At 55.7% G+C, this 19939-nt stretch carries 18 protein-coding genes and 2 tRNA genes; 10 read left to right on the forward strand and 10 right to left on the reverse strand.

The window, feature by feature from the left end; translation table 11 throughout:
* The first annotated feature begins 47 nt into the window (after positions 1-47).
* The 3 genes from H0S68_RS15390 to lptG all read left to right on the forward strand — a co-directional run bounded on the left by H0S68_RS15390 (position 48) and on the right by lptG (position 2831).
* Positions 48-614, forward strand: a complete 567-nt coding sequence (locus H0S68_RS15390; protein ID WP_046373182.1) for a YtfJ family protein — start codon at positions 48-50, stop codon at positions 612-614.
* A gap of 70 nt (positions 615-684) precedes the next feature.
* On the forward strand, positions 685-1755 hold the full coding sequence (lptF, locus tag H0S68_RS15395) for an LPS export ABC transporter permease LptF (RefSeq protein WP_020827640.1): 1071 nt from the start codon (positions 685-687) through the stop codon (positions 1753-1755).
* A complete protein-coding gene (gene lptG / locus H0S68_RS15400; protein WP_128865326.1) occupies positions 1752-2831 on the forward strand; it encodes an LPS export ABC transporter permease LptG in 1080 nt (359 codons plus the stop codon). Before lptF ends, lptG begins: the two co-directional genes overlap by 4 nt.
* A gap of 59 nt (positions 2832-2890) precedes the next feature.
* On the opposite strand, the gene H0S68_RS15405 is transcribed toward lptG, so the two are convergent.
* The 6 genes from H0S68_RS15405 to H0S68_RS15430 all read right to left on the reverse strand — a co-directional run bounded on the left by H0S68_RS15405 (position 2891) and on the right by H0S68_RS15430 (position 9348).
* Positions 2891-3760: a MipA/OmpV family protein gene (locus tag H0S68_RS15405; RefSeq protein WP_020827642.1), complete on the reverse strand. Its 870-nt coding sequence runs from the start codon at positions 3758-3760 to the stop codon at positions 2891-2893.
* A gap of 436 nt (positions 3761-4196) precedes the next feature.
* Positions 4197-4781 (reverse strand): hypothetical protein, encoded by a 585-nt coding sequence (locus tag H0S68_RS15410; protein ID WP_230090324.1) that lies wholly within the window; start codon positions 4779-4781, stop codon positions 4197-4199.
* Between the two features lie 229 nt (positions 4782-5010).
* Positions 5011-5838 (reverse strand): acid phosphatase, encoded by an 828-nt coding sequence (locus H0S68_RS15415; RefSeq protein ID WP_410528824.1) that lies wholly within the window; start codon positions 5836-5838, stop codon positions 5011-5013.
* A gap of 218 nt (positions 5839-6056) precedes the next feature.
* Positions 6057-7079, reverse strand: a complete 1023-nt coding sequence (locus tag H0S68_RS15420; RefSeq protein ID WP_410528825.1) for a DUF1254 domain-containing protein — start codon at positions 7077-7079, stop codon at positions 6057-6059.
* A 331-nt stretch (positions 7080-7410) separates the two neighbouring features.
* Positions 7411-8391 carry an AraC family transcriptional regulator gene (locus H0S68_RS15425; protein ID WP_041414736.1) on the reverse strand — a complete coding sequence of 327 codons (981 nt, stop codon included), beginning with the start codon at positions 8389-8391 and terminating at the stop codon, positions 7411-7413.
* Positions 8392-8661: 270 nt separating this feature from the next.
* Positions 8662-9348, reverse strand: a complete 687-nt coding sequence (locus H0S68_RS15430; RefSeq protein ID WP_201896244.1) for a cysteine hydrolase family protein — start codon at positions 9346-9348, stop codon at positions 8662-8664.
* Between the two features lie 162 nt (positions 9349-9510).
* On the opposite strand from H0S68_RS15430, the gene H0S68_RS15435 reads away from it, so the two are divergent.
* The gene (locus tag H0S68_RS15435) at positions 9511-10473 is read left to right on the forward strand and encodes a GlxA family transcriptional regulator (protein WP_142814935.1); all 963 of its coding nucleotides are present in this window, start codon (positions 9511-9513) and stop codon (positions 10471-10473) included.
* An 85-nt stretch (positions 10474-10558) separates the two neighbouring features.
* Here H0S68_RS15435 and H0S68_RS15440 read toward each other — a convergent pair.
* Positions 10559-10648 (reverse strand) — tRNA-Ser (locus tag H0S68_RS15440).
* A gap of 92 nt (positions 10649-10740) precedes the next feature.
* Here H0S68_RS15440 and mtfA point away from each other — a divergent pair.
* Together mtfA and H0S68_RS15450 are read left to right on the forward strand one after the other, a co-directional pair.
* Positions 10741-11529, forward strand: a complete 789-nt coding sequence (gene mtfA / locus H0S68_RS15445) for a DgsA anti-repressor MtfA (protein WP_409325760.1) — start codon at positions 10741-10743, stop codon at positions 11527-11529.
* Between the two features lie 101 nt (positions 11530-11630).
* Positions 11631-11706 (forward strand) — tRNA-Asn (locus H0S68_RS15450).
* A 193-nt stretch (positions 11707-11899) separates the two neighbouring features.
* On the opposite strand, the gene H0S68_RS15455 is transcribed toward H0S68_RS15450, so the two are convergent.
* Entirely contained in the window at positions 11900-12517 is a 618-nt protein-coding gene (locus tag H0S68_RS15455; protein WP_410528826.1) for a dTMP kinase, read from the reverse strand.
* A gap of 474 nt (positions 12518-12991) precedes the next feature.
* On the opposite strand from H0S68_RS15455, the gene H0S68_RS15460 reads away from it, so the two are divergent.
* Positions 12992-13303 (forward strand): hypothetical protein, encoded by a 312-nt coding sequence (locus H0S68_RS15460; RefSeq protein ID WP_116690198.1) that lies wholly within the window; start codon positions 12992-12994, stop codon positions 13301-13303.
* Positions 13304-13550: 247 nt separating this feature from the next.
* On the opposite strand, the gene H0S68_RS15465 is transcribed toward H0S68_RS15460, so the two are convergent.
* Positions 13551-13955: a DUF2251 domain-containing protein gene (locus tag H0S68_RS15465; RefSeq protein ID WP_142814933.1), complete on the reverse strand. Its 405-nt coding sequence runs from the start codon at positions 13953-13955 to the stop codon at positions 13551-13553.
* 279 nt (positions 13956-14234) lie between these two features.
* Positions 14235-15275 (reverse strand): LacI family DNA-binding transcriptional regulator, encoded by a 1041-nt coding sequence (locus tag H0S68_RS15470; RefSeq protein ID WP_046373171.1) that lies wholly within the window; start codon positions 15273-15275, stop codon positions 14235-14237.
* A gap of 219 nt (positions 15276-15494) precedes the next feature.
* Between H0S68_RS15470 and H0S68_RS15475 the strand changes: the two genes are divergently transcribed.
* From H0S68_RS15475 to H0S68_RS15485, 3 genes are all read left to right on the forward strand, one after another.
* A complete protein-coding gene (locus H0S68_RS15475; protein ID WP_020827657.1) occupies positions 15495-16523 on the forward strand; it encodes an ABC transporter substrate-binding protein in 1029 nt (342 codons plus the stop codon).
* A gap of 106 nt (positions 16524-16629) precedes the next feature.
* Positions 16630-18858, forward strand: a complete 2229-nt coding sequence (locus tag H0S68_RS15480) for an ABC transporter permease (protein ID WP_020827658.1) — start codon at positions 16630-16632, stop codon at positions 18856-18858.
* On the forward strand, positions 18855-19916 hold the full coding sequence (locus H0S68_RS15485; protein WP_410528827.1) for an ABC transporter ATP-binding protein: 1062 nt from the start codon (positions 18855-18857) through the stop codon (positions 19914-19916). Before H0S68_RS15480 ends, H0S68_RS15485 begins: the two co-directional genes overlap by 4 nt.
* Positions 19917-19939 lie beyond the last annotated feature (23 nt).

The following is a 19939-nucleotide window of genomic DNA, read 5'->3' on the forward strand; positions in this document are numbered from 1 at the left end:
GATTACCGCTCCCCCGCCGCAGCCATTGATAAATTAGGGTTATTTTGATGATGCTACGCAGGTTACTGCCCTTGTCACTGCTGCTGTTGCCGCTGATGGCATCCGCGCATAATTTTGTTCAGGGTAAGCCTGTCGTACCGGTTGTCATCGCCGATCGGGGTGAGTTGCTGCTTGAAAATGACACTTTCAGCTACAAGAAATGGGACAGTGCAGAACTGGCAGGCAAAGTGCGGGTGATCCAGTGCATCGCCGGCCGTACCTCGGCCAAAAAGAAGAACTCGATGCTGATTACCGCCGTCAAAGAGGCCAACTTTCCAAACGACCGTTTTCAGCCCACCACCATCGTCAATACTGACGATGCGATCCCCGGTACCGGTTTTTTCGTCCGCGGCAAAATTGAGAAAAACAAAAGGCATTATCCCTGGGCGCAATTTATCGTCGATAGCGATGGGCTGGTACGTCAAGCCTGGCAACTGCCAGAAGAGAGCTCAACCATTTTGGTGCTGGATAAACAAGGCCGCGTCCAATGGGCAAAAGACGGTGCTCTGACCCCTGATGAGGTTAACCAGGTCATCGCCCTGCTGCAAAAGCTGATTAACCATGATCAATCATGATGAAAAACGGGCTGAAAGCCGGTCTTCCTCTGCAAAACATGCGTTTGATAATAAGGGACGTCTATAACTTATGGTGTTGATTGAGCGCTATATCATGGTTGAAATCCGCCGATTGGTGATGATCATCGTGGGTTTTCTGATTTTCATGTTTGCCAGTTATTCGGCCCAACGCTATCTCACCGAGGCCGCCAACGGCACACTGGCGCTGCACATCGTATTCGACGTTGTCTGCTATAAAATATTGATTGCCCTGGAGATGCTACTGCCGGTAGGCCTCTATGTTTCCGTCGCGGTGGCGCTGGGGCAGCTCTACAGCGATTCCGAAATCACCGCCATTCACGCCTCAGGCGCCAGCCCGTGGCGGCTGTACAAAGCGGTGTTGGTACTCGCCATTCCGCTGGCCCTGTTTGTCACCTTGTTGTCCCTGTATGGCAGACCCTGGGCGTACGGCAACATTTATCAGTTGGAACGCCAGTCGCAATCGGTGCTGGATGTCAGCCATCTGCAGGCGAACAAGTTTAACGTTAATGGCAGCGGCCGAATGATCATGGCCTCACGCATTGACCCGGCCTCAAACCACCTGACGGATGCATTGATTTATTCACGTTCGGCCAATAATACCAGCCTCTATCGGGCTCATTCCGTCGAGGTCATAGATCCTTCGCCTTCAAGCCCCTCCGTGATACTGAAAACGGGCACGGCCTATGTGCTGGAGCGCAAAGGTACCGACGACAACATGCAGAATTACAATAACTTCAAGATATCACTGAAGCCCTTTATCGAAAGCCTGGAAGTGAAGCGTAAATCAGCCTCGCTGGGGGAACTGTCGCGCTCATCGGATCCCGCGGACCGGGCAGAATTACAATGGCGGGAAAGCCGCGGCGTCACCACTTTGCTGATGGTGTTATTGGCGATCCCCTTTAGCCGCATCAAACCCCGTCAGGGGCGTTATGCCACCTTGCTGCCCCTGACCGTGCTGTTTACCGCCATTTTTTATGGCGGGAATATCTGTCGGACATTGGTCGCTAACGGGACCCTCCCCACCACGCCGGGCGTCTGGCTGGTGCCGATACTCATGCTGGCTGGGATGCTGATCCTGATTGCGCGCGATTTTTCCCTGCTGCGGAAGCCCTTGCGATGAACATCTTCAGCCGTTATTTGATCCGTAATCTCTTTATCGGCTTTGCCGCCGCGGCCGGATTGTTAATCCCGTTGTTTACCACCTTCAATCTGATCAACGAACTCGAGGACGTCACCCCTAACGGCTACCATTGGAACCAGGCATTACTGGTAGTGTTGATGACATTGCCCCGAAGCCTGGTGGATCTGGGGCCTTTTATCGCGCTGCTTGGCGGCATCATCGGGCTGGGCCAAATGTCGAAAAGCCTGGAATTAACGGCAATCCGCACCGCCGGTTTTTCAATTTTCCGCATTGCTCTGGTAACGCTCTACGCCGGCCTGTTTATCAACTTGTCGTTAGGCGCACTCGATGAATGGGTCGCTTCCCCTCTGCAACAACGCGCATTGCAGCTTAAAGACGGCGCCCTGGCAAAAACCGGCAATGCCACGGATGCGGGTAACGCTCTGTGGGCCCGAAAGGGCAATGAATTTGTTACCGTGAAATCTCTGGACGAGCATAGCCAACCCGTCGGAATTGAGATATTCCGCTACCAAGACGACCTCACGCTGGAGTCCTATGTGTATGCGGAGACGGCCACCACGGCCGATAACGGACTGTGGACGCTGCATAAAGTTATGCAGAAAAAATGGGACAACAAAAAAGAGAGCGTACAAACCCAGGATACTTTGCTCTGGCAATCCCTTTTTGCCGGAATGAACCTCAAAGGGCTGACCTTGCCTGCCGACAGCTTCTCCATCAAACAGTTGAAGCAGTACATCACCTACCTGCAAAGTTCGCAGCAACCTAGCACCGAGTACCGGATCGCGCTATGGCAAAAATTGGGCCGCCCTCTGTTGGTCCTGGCGATGATTTTATTGGCCATCCCCTTCACCTTCAGTATTCCTCGAGCCCCCGGGCTAGGCAGCCGTTTAGCCGTAGGGGTGATCGTGGGGTTGCTGACCTACATTATCTACCAGATTATCCTCAACCTCGGGCTGCTGTTTTCGCTCAATGTTCCACTCACGACGCTGGCCCCACCGCTGTTGTTGCTGCTGATAGCTTTAGCCTTGGTTTACCGCTTCGATAAACACCACTAGGGCCTGTCCCCCAGCCCACCCTGAAGGTGGCGAGGGACAGGATTCAACCAAAGACAGAATCAGAATTGATACAGGGCATTCAGGTAAAAGCCTGCGCCGACGCTGTTATCGGTCAACGGGCTGCGGCGTGCCCCTGCGGTCAGGGCATAGAGCTTCATCCCGCCCTGCAACGCCAGGTGAGGCTGCAGTTGCCAGGTCAGACCGGTTTTGAGCGTCACATCCCGCATGCCCCCACCGGTGTGATACTCACGAAAATCGGTACGTGCCGCCTGTTCGCCTGTCACCCCGAAGTGAGCCATCATGTCGTCCTTATCACCCCAGGTGCCGTATAGCGCGGAGTCCAGCGTCAGCGCAGAAGACAGCGGCAATGCGCTGGAAGCCCCCGCTTCAAGATACGCCGTGTGCCCCAGATCCTCGCCACCGTATTCACGGCTGCGGGTCGCTTGCCAGCCGCGAACAAACAATCGGCTGGCGGAGAGCCCCCAGTAGGCTTCCGCCCCCACCATCGCTGAGTTGTCCAGATCCCCCATCCCCTTCAGGTAGCTGTTGTGCCCCCCCAGGGTACGGATTTTTTCCTTGCGGCCAGGATCATAACCCACCAACAGCGCTACGCCGAACGTCGACAGGTTCGGCAGATCCCACCGCAGTCCTTCAGGAAATGCAGCCGTAAACGTGCCCCAGTTCTCCGTCGGCATCACGGCTTTCGCCACCAGTGAAGGGAAAACCGCGTAACGCGAGGAGCCTTCATACAGCGGGCTGACCACCACCCCGGCCCCCAACGCAAAGGTAGGGATCGCCTCGCTTGCAGCCGAATGTGGCGCAACAGAGGTACTGACCGCCTGCTCCACCGGCGCAGCTGCCTTTGCACACAGCGGTAGCGCAGCCATCAACCAAAAAGCATGGACCCGCTTTCTTTTGCTAATTGCCATAATGTCATTCTTCCTTAAATACTCGTCTGTTTCGCGGTCTGGTCGCCCTCTATTCCGGCAAGCGAAAATAAGCGCCGGACACGCCTCATCCGGTTATTGTTTTAAAAGTGGAAAATTAAAATCCGAGTTTACCCAACCCCATTAATAATGGTTTTCACCTTGCTAGCAGTTTCTTAAATAGCCACCCTTATTCTCTGCCTGTAAATAGAAGCCAGCCCAAAAGCCACTAAACATGTGAAAGTGGCTTGCAAAACAATTCAATGATAAAAAATTACTCAAGCTGCCAATTTAAAATCACAACGCAATTCACGCTGCCAGTGGCACAGTGATATTATTTTTAAATTAAGGTTTTTTATTCCACTCTCTGAGCAGTATTAATTATTTTTGGCGGCACTCAGGCTGACAAGCCTTTAGAGAGATCGTTATATTTCCCCTGTTAAAATCTGCCGCTCACCCCCAATATTGGCCCCTGCTGCACCACGTCATACACGAAGCCGTCATGACGATAGTCGACCCCCATCGCCCGGTAACCGGCCACCGCAGAGAAACCCGACATAAATTCCCATCCCACCAATCCTGCCACATCCCAGTCCAATCGGGACTGCCCACCCCCGGCCAATCCCCAGGCCGACAGCCAGACTGTCGGCGTCAGCGCATAGTGCCCGCGCAATCCCGCGACCGCATCTATCCAGGTCGCTCGATCGCTACCCGATATCCCGCCGGCATCTCCCCCCTGGAAAGTTAACCGGGTGCTGCTGTACCAGACCCTGGCACCGCCCGCGGCATCAAGGCGACCACCGCCTTTTTCCAGCAGGGTATATCCCCCGCCCAGGAACCCGGACACCGTCCTGTTATCCACTTTCAGGCGATCTGCCGGCGCGCCATCGGGTAAATCGTTACGGGTCGTGGTATCGATGTACATCAAGTCCACCAGCAGGCTGTAACGCCCTTTACGCGCCTCCCCCATGCCCATCACCGCCACATCGAGATCGCGGGCGATGTCGGAGAAATCCGTTTTCATAAACTGCGTTCCGGTCGACCGGTGGCCGATATCTCCCCGGATCCCTGCGGCCCATACATAAGGCGCGAATGTGAACTGCCATTCGTCCGCCGCCTGATAGCCCGCAGATAACGGTTGAACCGCCTCTGCCGGGAAGCTGATAACGCCAGAAACTAATAACGCAGCGGGCAGGAAGCGTCCGGCACACCTGTGTGATCGATTGTCACCGTTCATCATGACCATGGCCCTCTCAATGCATACTCAGGGAGAGCGCAACACGTTCAGCCGCGCAGGATTCGGTAGGTTTCAGGCTCGCCCTGGTTGCCTCCTGCACCTCGCGCTTCGCGGCAGCCAAATCTGCCATAAAAGCGGGATTGCCATGCAGAACGGCTACCGTGGCGGCGCCCATGATGCGGCCCGCGTCCACGTCACTTTGCCAATGTGCATCACAAATCACACGGCTTTGGCCAAAGGCCAAACCGCGGGCCAACAGCTCTGTCGCCCGTGCCGGCTGGATTTCGGCCAACACCAATCCCCACGCCCAGCCTGCCGCCGAGTGCCCGGACGGCCAGGAACCGTCATTTTTCAACAGGGGCTCCATGTCCTTGCGGCAGGTTCCCTCGCTGTGCTGCACAAACGGGCGAGTACGGTTATAGGCATTCTTTCCGGCATAGGTTGAGCCACCGGCATCCGTCAATACGCGCTGCATCATAGAGTAGAGGTGCGGGGTATTTTTCTGGTTGATGTCAGTGCCCAGCGCGCACGAAAACGCCTGAGCCGGGGCCGGGAACGTCAACTCGGCATCCGTCGCGGCCAGCTTTTCACGAGCGCTGCCGCGTAAAGCCAATGCGGCCCGCCGGGCTTCTTCATCGCGTGCGAAGGCCGCAGAGTCCGGTTTTGGCGGTGCCCCCAGCAAGGCTAAATGCACTGGTAGGCTGGCGAGTTCCAGGTAGCCTGGCGCCAGCTTAAAATGGGGGTCCGTAATCACCGGGCCCGTGTCATTCGCCGCCGCAATGCCGGAATACAACAGACCGGCTAACGGCGCGATCAGATATAAGGGATGACATGATTTTTTCATTGTTGCCTCCAGATTCGGTTTATGCCGCAGGGGGAATGGCACTCTCATTGCCTCGCAGTAATTTCCCCACCGTGTTATTCGGATCAGGACGGAATTCTCTGCCGCGCCAAAACAGCCAAATCATGAATATTTGCCACCAGCCACGTTATAAATCCACCGCTACCGGGGGCGATTATTTTCGACCATGCAAGCTGGCCGCCTCGACTAAATAAAACGGATCACTGCGGCTGTGGGAAATGCCATTTACCGTTAAGAATTTCGTTATCAGGCTGATAAAGCCTGACGGTATAATTCCAGCCTGGCATTGTCGGCAAACAGTTGGCGATCTTGCCGTCGCAGCCCCCAAATTGGATCATGATCGAGCCATCATCACTTTTTTTAGCGGTGAGGTTATTTAACGAATAAGCATCATAGGGGTTCTTTTCAAAATAACCGGCGGCGTTATAAACGCTCACGGACCAGAAACTTTTAACCGGAACCTGCCCGACCTTGAGCCGATAAACGGTTTTCCCATCATTTTTCGGCATCACGCCGCCGAGATAGATGGCGTCCTTGCTCGGATTGCCGCCCCAGCCGGAAGCTGTGGCAATCAAATGCTGAATAGGATCAACCGAGCTCTTGGTACCAAAAGCCTGGTTATAGTTAGGGAGCGTAGCACCGAGTACCAATAGGGCATCGCGCATCTTTTTCTGACTCACCGGATCCCATTTCGGTACGACGAATTCCCCTGCCCGTGCCTGACTGACCTTGATGGCATCCTGCAGTACATGTACCTGCTCAAGGTCTTTGCGATCGGAGGGATCGACCAGCGTACGGATCGCGACAAAAACATAGCGAGTGCCGACCGCATCTTTGGTTAAAGTACGGCTGCCGGCGCCGTAAAAGACGGCGGGTACGTAGTGATCTTCATTGACCACCAGCATCGACATGAATCTTTTACCCGCTTCAGGCAAGCTGATGGTGACCGGGCCGGCATCAAGATCGAATACCGCACTCGAATAAAGCGTATCCCGATTCATGCGGATGACACTTTGCGCGTCAATGGCAACGGGTTCGCGACTATGCACAAACCGTCCCAGGCCGCCCTCCTGCACCATATTGCCCATATAGAGATCGGACTCGGCACGGATAAAATTATCGACGCCCACCGGCATCACTTCGCCCGTGACGGATTGAGCGTTCGCACTTGCCAATGTTGCCAATGTGAGTGCGACCACGCTGGCCGTGGATAGATAAGTCATGTAACCCCCCTGATGGTATGAATTAATACAGTTTCCCAATGCCAATCCTTTCTTATTTTGCGATCTCTGAACACATCGCCAGCGACGCTAGGAATTGTCTTAGCGGACTGTATAAGAACGCCTCGAAAGAGACTTGCCATTTGACGCCAAAGATAAAGCCGGCAGGCATAAGGGACGCAAAATTCAGTGGAGATGGGCTTTATTGTTGCTGAGCGTTATCGATTGGGAGAAATTGCTGGTGACGCAAAGCACCCAGAGTCGGATGACCCCAGGAGGCATTAAAATGAGGGAGAAATCTTTGGCGTGTTTGTGGCTGCGAGTAAGTTGACGCTCACCCTTTCTTTGAGGCTGAGCGGTAAAACGACGGCGTGCTTCCGGTCCAGCGTTTAAAAGCGCGAGTAAAGTGCGCCTGATCGCTGTAACCGACCATATAGGCAATTTCAGTCGCCGAGTATTTGCCGCTGGCCATGAGCTGCAGAGCTTCGCAGCGACGGGTTTCATCACGCAGGGCTTCGAATTCGACACCGCAATACTTGAGACGACGCTGCAGGGTTCTCGGTGACAGCCTGATGCTTTTGGAAATAACGGTAAGTTTAGGCTGCTCCGGATCGGCGATCCGTTTGATTAACGCGCCTGCCGTTTCAACCGTCGTCCGCAAGGCTTCAGTGGTTTTCCAAGCCTCATCACGGATATTTTTCAGCGGGATCTCGAGCAAATCGCGGTCGAACTCAATCATGTTGTAGTTCGAATTCATCACCAGATTCGGCCCCAGGCACTCTTCAAGCGCGTCGTCCCCTCTTTCCCTCGAGGACTTGATGTGAACACGGATGGAAGAAGGCTCGCCGGACATCAGCGGAACTTTTCTGAGCACCGCCAAACTGCCGAGGATAAATTGCCGCGGATCGGCTTCATATTGCCCGGTGAATTGGTGGATGAGTTTCGTCGTACGGCCTTCGGTGACAATGTTTACTTCTCCCCCCTGATGCAGCATGGCCGCGTGGGTTGCCGCCAGCGCACAGGCCTGGGCGATATTCGTTGAGTTCATGATCATTTCGCCCCAAACGCCAAGCGAACGAATTTCGGTCAGGTGCCCCACATAGGCGCCACCAAAAGGATCCTGCGTGATGGCAGCCATTTCATTGGCAATACGAAAACAGGCCGATCGCGGGATCCAGATATCGGGGTTTTGGAAAATGTTTGGGGAAATGCCAAGGCGTTGAAAGAACTCCAACGACGATACCCCTCGCATGGCCAGATAAGGGGCCATCTGGAGAAAACTTCTCAGCTTGATGGAAGGCGTAATATTCGTCATCGGCGTTCGCACCTGTTATTAAGGCCTACGAAGAGAAACTGTTTGAGCGCACAGAGCAGCGTCGGAGCAAAAACATTGCCCAACCCAAGCTTCTGATCGCGGCGTTATGTACGACGGATAACCAATTTTGAGGAGTATATCTGACCTTGGAGAAAAAACTATATCTTCGCGTAACGCGTTTCATTCGTAGTCCCCCAGCTCCATTCCCCTCCCACGCAGAAGCCGCAATGCCGCTGTCTGTTTGAGCACAGCGGCACTCCATTAAGCCGCTCAATTCACCGGCAGCGCCAATACCTGATCGGTAGTTTTGATTTCGGCAAACACATCGGCTACCCCGGCCAGCGCGGCACGTTGCAGCACGGCGTGGTCGACAATTTGGTTGTCCCAGGTAGCCAGATCGCGGGTGGCGGTGGCATCTTCAGGAATAATCACCGTATACCCCAGCGGTACCGCATCGCGCGCCGTTGATGAAACACACATATGGGTCATCAAACCGCTGATCACCAGCTGCTTGATACCGGCCTGCTTAAGTTGACGATCCAGATCGGTACCGACAAACGAGCTGGGGGTGGCTTTGGTAATAACACGATCGCTGCCAGAGGGTTGCAGGTCAGGATGGAATTCGGCGAACTTGCTCCCTTCGGCAAACAGAGGGCCATTCGCCGGGCCAAGATGACGCACAAAAAACACCGGCATCTTATGCTGATGGGCGAAACTGACTAAGCGCTGCGTATTTTTCAACGCCTTAACGCCGTCGGGAATCGGCATTTTGCCTATAAAATATTCATTTTGATAATCAATCACTAACAGCGCCGTGGCATTGGCTGATAAGGATTGCGTTGGCTGGGCACCACTCAGGGTACGAATGGTCGTTGCGGCTGGCGTGTCGGCGGAAAAAGCCAGGCTGGAAGCCACCATCGAGAGCGTCAATGCGCTGCAAGCCATCAGTTTTTTCATTCTCATTTATCCTTGTTAGAGCAGAAAACAGCAGGCAATATCCTGCCAGGGTCGGGATAAATTCTGTGGGTTTTGGGGGCGTGATAACAGATAGCGCAACACCCAAAAGCGATACCATCAGGCCAAATTTCCTGCCGGCGTTTAACCATCAAAGGAAGCCGTATGTCGCCACTTAAAGTGGGTATCGTGGTTTTTAACAATATCATCCCGTTTCACCTTTCGGTCCCCTGCGCGGTCTTTGAGAAGGCGTTAAACGGCAAGGGCGAACCGGCGTATCAATTATTGATTTGCGCCACCGAGCCTGGGCCATTGAAAACCAACGCCGGCTTCTCGATTATCGCGGAATATGGGCTGGCGGCGCTGGCACAAGCCGATATGGTGATAGTGCCGAGCTGGAGCGATCCCGAAGTCCTGCCACCGACACCGTTAATCGATGCCTTGCTCAGTGCCCATGCGCGCGGAGCCACTCTGGTCGGGTTGTGCATGGGGGCATTTGTTCTGGCGGCAGCCGGGCTGCTCAATGGACGACCGGCAACCACCCATTGGCGGTGGATGTCGGACTTCCTGCAGCGCTATCCGCAGGTCTCCGTAGACAAGAACGTGCTGTACGTGGATAACGACGATATCGTCACTTCGGCAGGAACCGCCGCCAGCATCGACTGCTGCCTGCATCTGGTACGCAAGCGTTGTGGCGCAGAGACAGCCAATGCGGTAGCCCGGCAGTTGGTGGTGCCGCCGCATAGACAAGGGGGCCAGGCGCAGTTTATCGAGCAGCCGGTGTATAACACCGCCGGAGGGGACAGATTTATGCAAACGCTGAATTGGGCGACAGAAAATCTGCAGCAGCCGCTGACGCTGGACCAACTGGCGGAAAGAGCCTGCATGAGCCGCCGCAGCTTTACCCGCCGTTTTCAGCAAACCACCGGTACCAGCGTGATGCAGTGGCTGTTGAACCAACGACTGGCGATGGCGCAGCGCTTCCTGGAGAAAACTGACCAGCCGGTTGAACGCATCGCACAGGCTGCAGGTTTCGCCACTGCGCTGTCAATGCGCAGGCATTTTCAACGGCAGTTCAAAACGTCCCCGTCCTTATATCGCAAAGAGTTTCGGGTAACGGATCATTAAGAATAACGGCAGCGGTGTTTTTTTATCGCGTGAGGACGGGTGAGGCGTGGATCACAGACAAAATCATCTGTAAGTGATTGAATAATGGCGGAGAGAGGGGGATTTGAACCCCCGGTAGAGTTGCCCCTACTCCAGTTTTCGAGACTGGTCCGTTCAGCCGCTCCGGCATCTCTCCTTCAAGTGCTTGCTATCATGCCCCTTTTTGCGGCATTTTTACAGAGTTAGCCTCCAGCCGAATGTTCAAGTGACGATTTTACGAGCAACGCGATGATTAAATGGCCGTGGAAAACGCAACAACCGCAGGCGGAAACGCTTGCCCAGTGGCAAGACGCGCTGGCAATCCCTCTGCTTTCTCCTTTGGATGAGCAGGAACAACAGCGGCTGATTGCCGTTGCCGGGCAGATTTTACAGCAAAAAAGCATCGTCCCCTTGCAGGGGCTGCAGTTGACGTCACAGATGCAGGCACGCATCGCCCTGCTGTTCGCCCTGCCGGTGCTTGAGCTGGGTGCCGAATGCCTCGACGGTTTCAATGAGATCCTGCTCTACCCGACGCCCTTTGTGGTAGAGGACGAATGGCAGGACGACTTCGGCCTGGTGCACACCGGGCCGGTGGTGCAGTCCGGTCAAAGCTGGGAACAGGGGCCGATCGTGCTTAACTGGCAGGACGTGCAGGACTCGTTCGATCTTTCCGGCTTTAACCTGGTGATCCACGAAGCCGTCCACAAGCTGGATATGCGCAACGGCGGCAGCGCCACCGGTGTGCCCCCTCTTCCGCTGCGCGACATTGCCGCCTGGGAACATGACTTGCACGCAGCAATGGAAAATCTGCAGGACGAGATCGACATGGTGGGCGAAGAAGCCGCCAGCATGGACGCTTACGCCGCCTCCGATCCAGCCGAGTGCTTCGCCGTACTGTCGGAGTATTTTTTCAGCGCACCCGAGCTGTTGGCCAACCGCTTTCCAGCGCTGTACCAACATTTCACCCGCTTCTATAAGCAGGATCCGCTGGCGCGTTTACAACGGCTTCAGGCCGATAGCGGTGCGGAACTGCCTTAAGTCGGCCGCATTGCTCAGATGCTGAGCAGTCGCACCGAATCGGCTAATTTAGCGTTGACACACTCCAGGTGGCTGGATATGATGCGCCCCGTTCAGACAATTCCTCTGTAGTTCAGTCGGTAGAACGGCGGACTGTTAATCCGTATGTCACTGGTTCGAGTCCAGTCAGAGGAGCCATATTAGAGAAGCCCGCTTAAGGAAACTTAAGCGGGCTTTTTGCTGTTCGGGTTTGCTGAATCTTCGACAGAATCCGATTTTATCCATAACGATGCCGCGTTAACGGTGTTCAGTGCTTTCGGCCAAGAAGCAGTATAGCTTTTCTGAGGCTCACACAGAGTTGAAGAGTGGCGCAAGCTCTGCCCACCGATGACTATGGGCATCCAGACACTTTGTAGATCTCAGAAATCACCTGCATCGTTGCGTCTTCGAGCAGGCCTTCATTACGGCATAAAAACCAGCCGTGGTTTGCAATTTCTCTCTCGAACGCATGGGTACAAGCAACGTGCTCTTCCAGCTTATGAATCACCGTACTGCTTAGCCCACGCGGCCGAGCCGCGGCCCTCGCCCATGAGATCTCAGGCGCAGTAACAACCCCGACATGCAGGTCTGGCGCTCGCACGTTTCGTTCAATGTTGAGCTGTAAAATCTCGGCAAATGGAAGCATCCGACGAAACGCGGCATCCGAGGGATACCAGCGATCCATCAAGATAATGCTGTCCGGTGGCTGTTTAGTCAGCACATGCTGGGAAATCCATGCACGGCTCTCCGCAAAGCGCGCACAGACCTCCAGTTCCAAATCCAGAGTGGGATTTCTGGCGAGTTTGTTAACAAGGGCCATGGTTTCCGCCCTGTAGGGATCGCTTTTTTTCTCACAAAGTCGGATCACCTTCTTGTGGTCTGCCCTTAGTCTTTTCGTAATGGCTTCCAACAGTGTGGTTTTACCGGCGCCCTTGGGCCCATCCAGAGCAACAAACAGCTGACGACTCATTCTGCAAATGACGATTGATATACGGTTTTTGTAAAGCTTGAATCTGGCAAAAACATCTTACTTCCTTGGTATGAATAGCTGCCCTCCCTCTTGGTTCGTCGGGGCACCTGGCGCGTCAGCGCGAATCGGATCGAGGGATTTTATCAACAGACACCGATGAACATTCCGGCAATGGCGCTAACTCACCCGTTTAAAAACCCAGAATTACGGCCGTGCATGGTCATAGCCCATAGGTTGTGACCTGCGCGAGGTAGTTTAAGGGATCCGCTGACAAAACGGAAAGCATCCCCCGCCAAGCCTGTTTTTAAAGCAGACCGGCGTTGATGGGCAGCTTTGAGGAAGGAGCAGAATGATAAACCGGAGTGAGGAGTGTTCGATAACATTCATTCACGAGGGAATACTCTTCGTGAATTACACCAAGAAGTACCTTCCAGTGGTATGGTTATATTTTTACCATCACAAGAGGGAAAGCTAATGATTGTAAGGACCTGGCACGGTTGTGTTCCACTTGAACATGCAGAAAGCTTTGCAAAGCACCTTGAGAAAACAGGAATAGAACATTCAAGGAGCATATCAGGGAACAAAGGCGCGTTCGTTCGCAGGGAAACTCAGGGGGGCTGGGAACATTTTTTTCTGGCTACTTACTGGCAGGATCTAAAGTCGGTGAAGGCATTTGCCGGAGAAAACTATCATGTGGCGGTCACCTACCCGGACGACGAAGAATTTGAACTACTTTCTGACCCTTACGTTTTCCAGCATGTTGTTGAAGCCTTCGTACCGCTTTAATCTCATTTCCGGGGAAACCTATTGGGAACCCGGAATTGCCATAACACAAGTATTAATTCAGAGAATCAACTCCCGCTTCTGGCACGAAGCTGTCAGACTAGTTGGCTGTCAGGTCCGCTATGAGCGAAAAGCGGACATTCTGAATACATAGTTTATCTCCTGAAAGTCCAGGAAATCGTCCGCCCCCTTCAGAGTGACATTTTCAATATGGATAGATAATAACGGCAGGCGTTAAGCCCGCCGTAACTCACCGGAAAAAGTCATCCACCGAATCGCTCCACTCATGGCCGGACACAGACCATACCTTGTTTATCGGGGGAGGAAATCCACTTCTGCAGTACCCATTTTTCCCAACGAAATCGAACGCTCCATGCGGATATCCGTTGATAAGGAGCACGCACTTCTGACTGTCTTCTGACCAGCCGATTTTAACGTCAGAAGGAATGTGGCCGTCTGAAATATCCTCGACATTGTAGATATACACTGCATCCTGAATCGGGTTTCCTTCAACGGACTCATCAAGCGCGTAGAAATACCCGGTCTGGCCGTCGTCTTCAAATACGGCGGCCAGCATACCCTCAGGAGCCAGGCTTTTTATCACCTGCGCTTCTCCAACAATGAGTTGAGCCTGTATCGTCACTAAAATCGTCATACCGATTACTCTCCTTTCCCTGGTTGTTTGATTAGGCTGCATTCAAACTGACAAGCAATTTACCATAACATCCCTGCGATGAAATAAGCCCGTGACCTGCGCCCACTTTGTTGACACACAATTGCTTTAGAAAGGTCTGCTTCTGGCACAAAGCAGACTGTCAGAGCCCTTTTGAATACAATCTCGCTTCGATCAAACACGTTCTAGCTACCCTTCGCATACGGAGAACATTGTAGAACGATCGGCAGATGACAAGCCCGAATGGGTAACGGGTTTGTGTCAGGCACCGCGAATGGTGCCGCGCCAGACGAAATCGGCATGATACAGCCGGGTTTCACCCGGTATCTCCTGGCCCAGCGTCGGCATCGTATTCTCTTCCTTCTGCTCTTCCGCCATCAGCCAGGAAACCGCATCCTGAGCAAATAACGCCACCGGCTGGGTAAAGGTGGTGAGGTTATAAGAGGACCACGCCGCCTGCGGAATATCGTCGTAGCCCGCGACGCATAGATCTTCCGGAATGCGTAGCCCAAAACGATGGCGCGCCTCGTCCATAAAACCGCAGGCCAGCAAATCGGTGACGCAGAATACCGCGTCAGGGCGCTCACGCCGGGTCAGCAAGCGGTGCGCCAGGATCTGGCCGCTCTCATAAGAGGTGGTGCCAAAACGCTCGACGCTCACCTCCAGCCCCGCAGCTTCCGCCGCCTGCAGAAAACCGCGCTCACGCGCCATCAGGCTTGGCGTACCGGCCAATGAGTTGGCGAAGGCAATGCGTCGGCAGCCCGCACGGGCAAACGCCATCACCACCCTGCCGGCCGCCTCTTCGTTATCCAGCCGGATGCTGAGCGAGCCGGGCAAGGTATCGTTACGGTTGATCAGCACCAGCCGCTGTCCGTGTTTGTGGCACAGGCGGGCGATGCCGCTGTCCGGCATGCCGGAGAGTACAAAAGAAGCATCTGCGCGGAAGTTAATCGCCTGCTGCAATGCCTGGGACACGCTGTCATCGGAGCGATCGGTGTTAATCAACATGGCGATTTTTCCCGCATCCTGCAGATGCTGGGTCAGCAATCGCACCAGGCTGGCCCGATAAGGCGTCGCCAGCTCCGAAACGATCAGGCAGACAATGCCGCTGCGGTTGCGCACCAGTCCCCGTGCCAAATGGTTAACGTGATAACCCAGCTCTTCGGCCGCTCGCATCACCCTTTCGCGGGTTGTCGCCGACACGCTAGCGCCGGGCGTATAAGTCCGCGAGACCGCCGAACGGGAGACCCCGGCCAGTTCCGCTACGTCTTTCGCACTGATCATCGCCTTGTCCATCGCCATCTTCACTTCCATCCGTTACGCGCTCTGAGAAAAGTTTGCCGCATTTTGCAAAGCTGTGCAAACTTTTAGCGGTCAATTTGTTTCATTTTTGTGACGAGTAGGTTGAATTGTTTCATCACGCGATTGACAGCACAATTTTTATCCTCTAGTTATTTGCACACACGTGCAAAAAGAATAGGCGACAACGTATCGCCACCCTACACAACCAAGGAGAACACCATGCAACGCGTTACTCTGATGGCGGTCCTCGCCGCCGGCACAGCACTCTCTGCCCTGCCAGCTCAGGCTGCCGGGAAACTGAATATGATCTGCTCCGCCGACGTGGTGGTCTGTGAGCAAATGACCAATCTGTTTGAGAAACAGCACCCGGATATCAAAGTCAGTATGGTGCGCCTCTCCGCCGGGGAAGCCTATGCACGTATTCGTACCGAAGCCCGCAACCCGCGCACCGATATTTGGTGGGCAGGCACCGGCGATCCGCATATGCAGGCCGCCGACGAGGGGTTAACCCAGCCTTATCAGTCACCGCTGCTGGATCAGCAGCACGACTGGGCGCGTAAACAGGCCGAAAGTGCCGGCTACCGTACCGTTGGCGTCTACGCCGGGGCTCTGGGCTGGGGCTACAACACCAAACTGCTGGCAGAGAAAAAACTCAAGGTGCCCGCCTGCTGGAGCGATCTGCTGGATCCGGCTTACAAAGGCGAAATCCAAATGGCCAACCCGAACTCTTCCGGCACCGCGTACAACACCCTCGCCACGCTGGTGCAAATCATGGGGGAAGAGCCGGCCTTCGACTACCTGAAAAAGCTTAACGCCAACATTTCGCAGTACACCAAATCCGGCTCGGCACCGGTAAAAGCGGCGGCACGCGGCGAAACCACCGTCGGCATCGTCTTTATGCACGATGCCGTCGCGATGCAGGTCGATGGCTTCCCGATCAAGGCGGTTGCACCTTGCGAAGGGACCGGGTTTGAAATTGGCTCCATGTCGATCGTGAAAGGCGCGCGCAACCTCAAGGAAGCCAAGGTGTGGTACGACTGGGCGCTCAGCGCCGACGCCCAATCGCACATGAAAGACGCCAAATCCTTCCAGTTGCCGTCAAATCGCAACGCGGCTATTTCCGAATACGCACCGCGCTTCGAAAACATCAAGCTGATCGACTACGACTTTAAAACCTACGGTGCGACAGAAAAACGCAAGGCCCTGCTCAGCCGTTGGGATAAAGAGATCGGCGCCAGCGCCCAGTAATTCAAGCCCTTCCCTCCCGCATGCGATGCGCTCTGTAATAAACCGGGCGAGGTCACGCTCGCCCATGCAGGGCGCGGTGAAGGACATATGAACTCTCGAGGTTAAGATGAATGCTCAAAACCGCCGCCTTGACGGGGCCCTCGTGCTGGGCGCACTGGCACTGTTGTTGCTGCCCTGGTACAGCCAGGAAGCCGGGTTCTTCGACTTTGGCTGGCTAACTACGCTGTGGCAGGATCAGGCGAGTGCACCCGCTCTGTGGCAAATACTGACGTTTCAACGCCCCTGGCTGGCGATTGCCCTGCTGATGCTGCTGGTTTGCGCACTGGCTCGCCTGCTGAAAATTGGCCGTTTTCGCTCGCAGTTGCTGATCGCTGCCAGCCTGGTCGGCGTGGTCTTTCTGCTGTTTGAAGGCCATGCCATTGGTTACAGCGGCTGGAACTGGCAGTGGAGCGAACACCTGTTCGGCGCACTCAGCGACGGCCAGCCCGCTTTTGGCGCCGGCGCTATTTTACTGATCACCACATTTTTGCTGCTGTTCTCTTTCGCGTTGGCCGAACGCGGCGTGCTGAAGGGCGATGCCTTTGTGGTCGCCGCCATTGTGCTGCTGGTCGCGCTAGTCACCACTTTCGTGCTTTACCCGGTGCTGAGCATGTTTGTCGCCTCGGTGCAGGACGTGGACGGATCGTTCAAGCCCGACGGCCTGATCGCCAATATGCAGGATCCAGCCATTTGGAGCCTGAGCTGCCTGAAGGGCGGCAGCTGCGGTACCGCCTGGCGCACCCTGACGTTGGCGCTGATGACCGCCAGCGGATCCACGCTGCTCGGCCTGGCTTTTGCCCTGGCCGCCACTCGTACGCCGCTGCCGTTCAAAAAAGGGCTGCGCATGTTGACGGTGCTGCCGATCATTACGCCGCCGTTCGTGATCGGTCTGGCGCTGATGCTGCTGTTTGGCCGTGCCGGGGTGGTGACCGAGCTGCTCGCCGGGGTGTTCGGCATTGAACCCGGCCGCTGGCTTTATGGCCTGACCGGTATCTGGATTGCTCAGGTGCTCTCCTTTACCCCGATTGCCTTTCTGGTGTTGATTGGCGTGGTGGAAGGCGTCAGCCCCTCGCTGGAAGAAGCTTCGCAAACGCTGCGCGCCAACCGCTGGCGCACTTTCCGCTACGTTTCCCTGCCGCTGATGGCGCCCGGGTTGGCCAACGCCTTCCTGATCAGCTTTATCGAAAGCATGGCGGACTTCGGTAACCCGATGGTGCTGGGCGGCAGCCACGGCGTGCTGTCGACCGAAATCTTCTTCTCGGTGGTCGGCGCGCAAAACGATCCGAGCCGCGCCGCCGTGCTGGCGATTATCCTGCTGTGCTTTACCCTCAGCGCCTTTATTTTGCAGCGCCTGTGGTTGGCAGGGAAAAGCTTCGCCACCGTTACCGGCAAAGGGGATTCCGGCACCCACTGTGGATTGCCGCGGGGCTTGCGCTACGGCGTGTACGCGTTGGTGATCCCCTGGGGCCTGTTCACGCTGGTCATCTACGGCATGATCCTGATCGGCGGCTTCGTGCAGTCATGGGGACTCGACAGCAGCCTGACGCTGGGCCATTACGCTCGCGCCTTCGGTTTCCACTGGAACAGCGGCCAGATCGTCTGGACCGGCGTCGCCTGGAACTCGTTCTGGACCACGTTGGAAATCGCGCTGATCGCCGCCCCGCTCACGGCCATCGTCGGCTTGCTCACCGCCTGGCTGATCGTGCGGCAGAAGTTTGCCGGCCGCCAGACCTTCGAGTTTATGTTGATGCTCAGCTTTGCCATCCCCGGCACGGTGATCGGCGTCAGTTACATCATGGCCTACAACCTGCCGCCGCTGGAAATCACCGGCACCGCCCTGATCCTGGTCGCCTGCTTTGTGTTCCGCAATATGCCGGTCGGCGTTCGGGGTGGGATCGCCGCCATGAGTCAGTTGGATCGCAGCCTGGATGAAGCCTCGCTGACCCTGCGCGCCAGCAGTTTCCGCACCCTGCGCAAAGTGATCCTGCCGCTGTTGAAACCGGCCATCAGCGCGGCACTGGTCTACGCCTTTGTGCGCGCGATCACCTCCATCAGCGCGGTGATTTTCCTGGTCAGCGCCCAGTACAACATGGCCACCTCCTACATCGTCGGGCTGGTCGAAAACGGGGAGTACGGCGTGGCCATCGCCTACTCCTCCGTGCTTATCGTGGTGATGCTGGCGGTGATCCTCACTTTCCAGCTGCTGGTGGGCGAACGTCGCCTGCGCCGCGCCATCCGCATTACCACACCGCCGGTGACGCCACCACCGGCCTTACATCAGGAGAATGCCGTATGACTGCCATTCGTTCCGGCTCGGTGGTGTTTGAGAACGTCACCAAACAGTTTGCCGATTTCACCGCCTTGCCCGGGCTTTCACTCACCGTCGAGCCCGGCACGCTGGTGACGCTGCTTGGCCCTTCCGGCTGCGGCAAGACCACCACCCTGCGCCTGCTGGCCGGTCTGGAACACCCGACCTCAGGCCGTATTCTGATTGGCGGCAAGGTGGTCACGCATCTGCCCGCCAACGAGCGCGACGTCGCGATGGTGTTTCAATCCTACGCGCTGTTCCCGCACATGAACTCGCTGGATAACGTGATGTACGGCCTGCTCGCCAGCGGCCTGTCGCGCAAAGAGGCACAGGATCGGGCACGTGAAGGGCTGAAATTGGTCGGTCTGGAAAGCATGGGCCAACGCCTGCCCTCTGAGCTCTCCGGCGGCCAGCAACAGCGCATCGCCGTGGCGCGTGCCCTGGTGTTGGAACCGCAGGTGCTGCTGCTCGACGAACCCTTATCCAACCTCGACGAGCGGCTGCGTCGCCGCGTCCGCACCGAGATCCGCGATTTGCAGCAGCGCCTCGGCTTCACGGCGGTCTATGTGACCCACGATCAGGAAGAAGCCCTGGCGGTCTCCGATAAGATTATCGTCATGAAAGAAGGGCATATTGCCCAACAGGGCGCGCCGCAGGAGCTTTACCATTCGCCGGCGTCGGTGTTTATCGCCGACTTTATGGGCGAGGCCAATATCCTGCCCTGTGACATACAACAAGTGGTCGGCGGCGAAGCGCTGATCACCCTCGGCAGCCGCCAGTACCGGGTACCCGGTGGCAAGGCGCGTCCCGGCGCAGCGCAACTGTCGGTACGCCCGCAGTTTATCACCCTACTACCGGAGCAAAGCGGCGCCTTGAACGGCGAAGTCACCCATAGCACCTGGCTTGGGGACCATATCGAATATGAAGTAAAAACCGATCTCGGCGCGCTGTTTATTGTCGATGTGCAGATGGAACGCCAATTGGCACCGACCACCCGCGTGGCCATTGACTTCAAAACTCAGGGTCTGGCACTGATTGCCCAGTGATCCTAACAACGTTAAGGAATGAA

This window comes from Serratia sp. AXJ-M (assembly GCF_046531865.1).
Taxonomy (GTDB): Bacteria; Pseudomonadota; Gammaproteobacteria; order Enterobacterales; family Enterobacteriaceae; genus Serratia; species Serratia liquefaciens.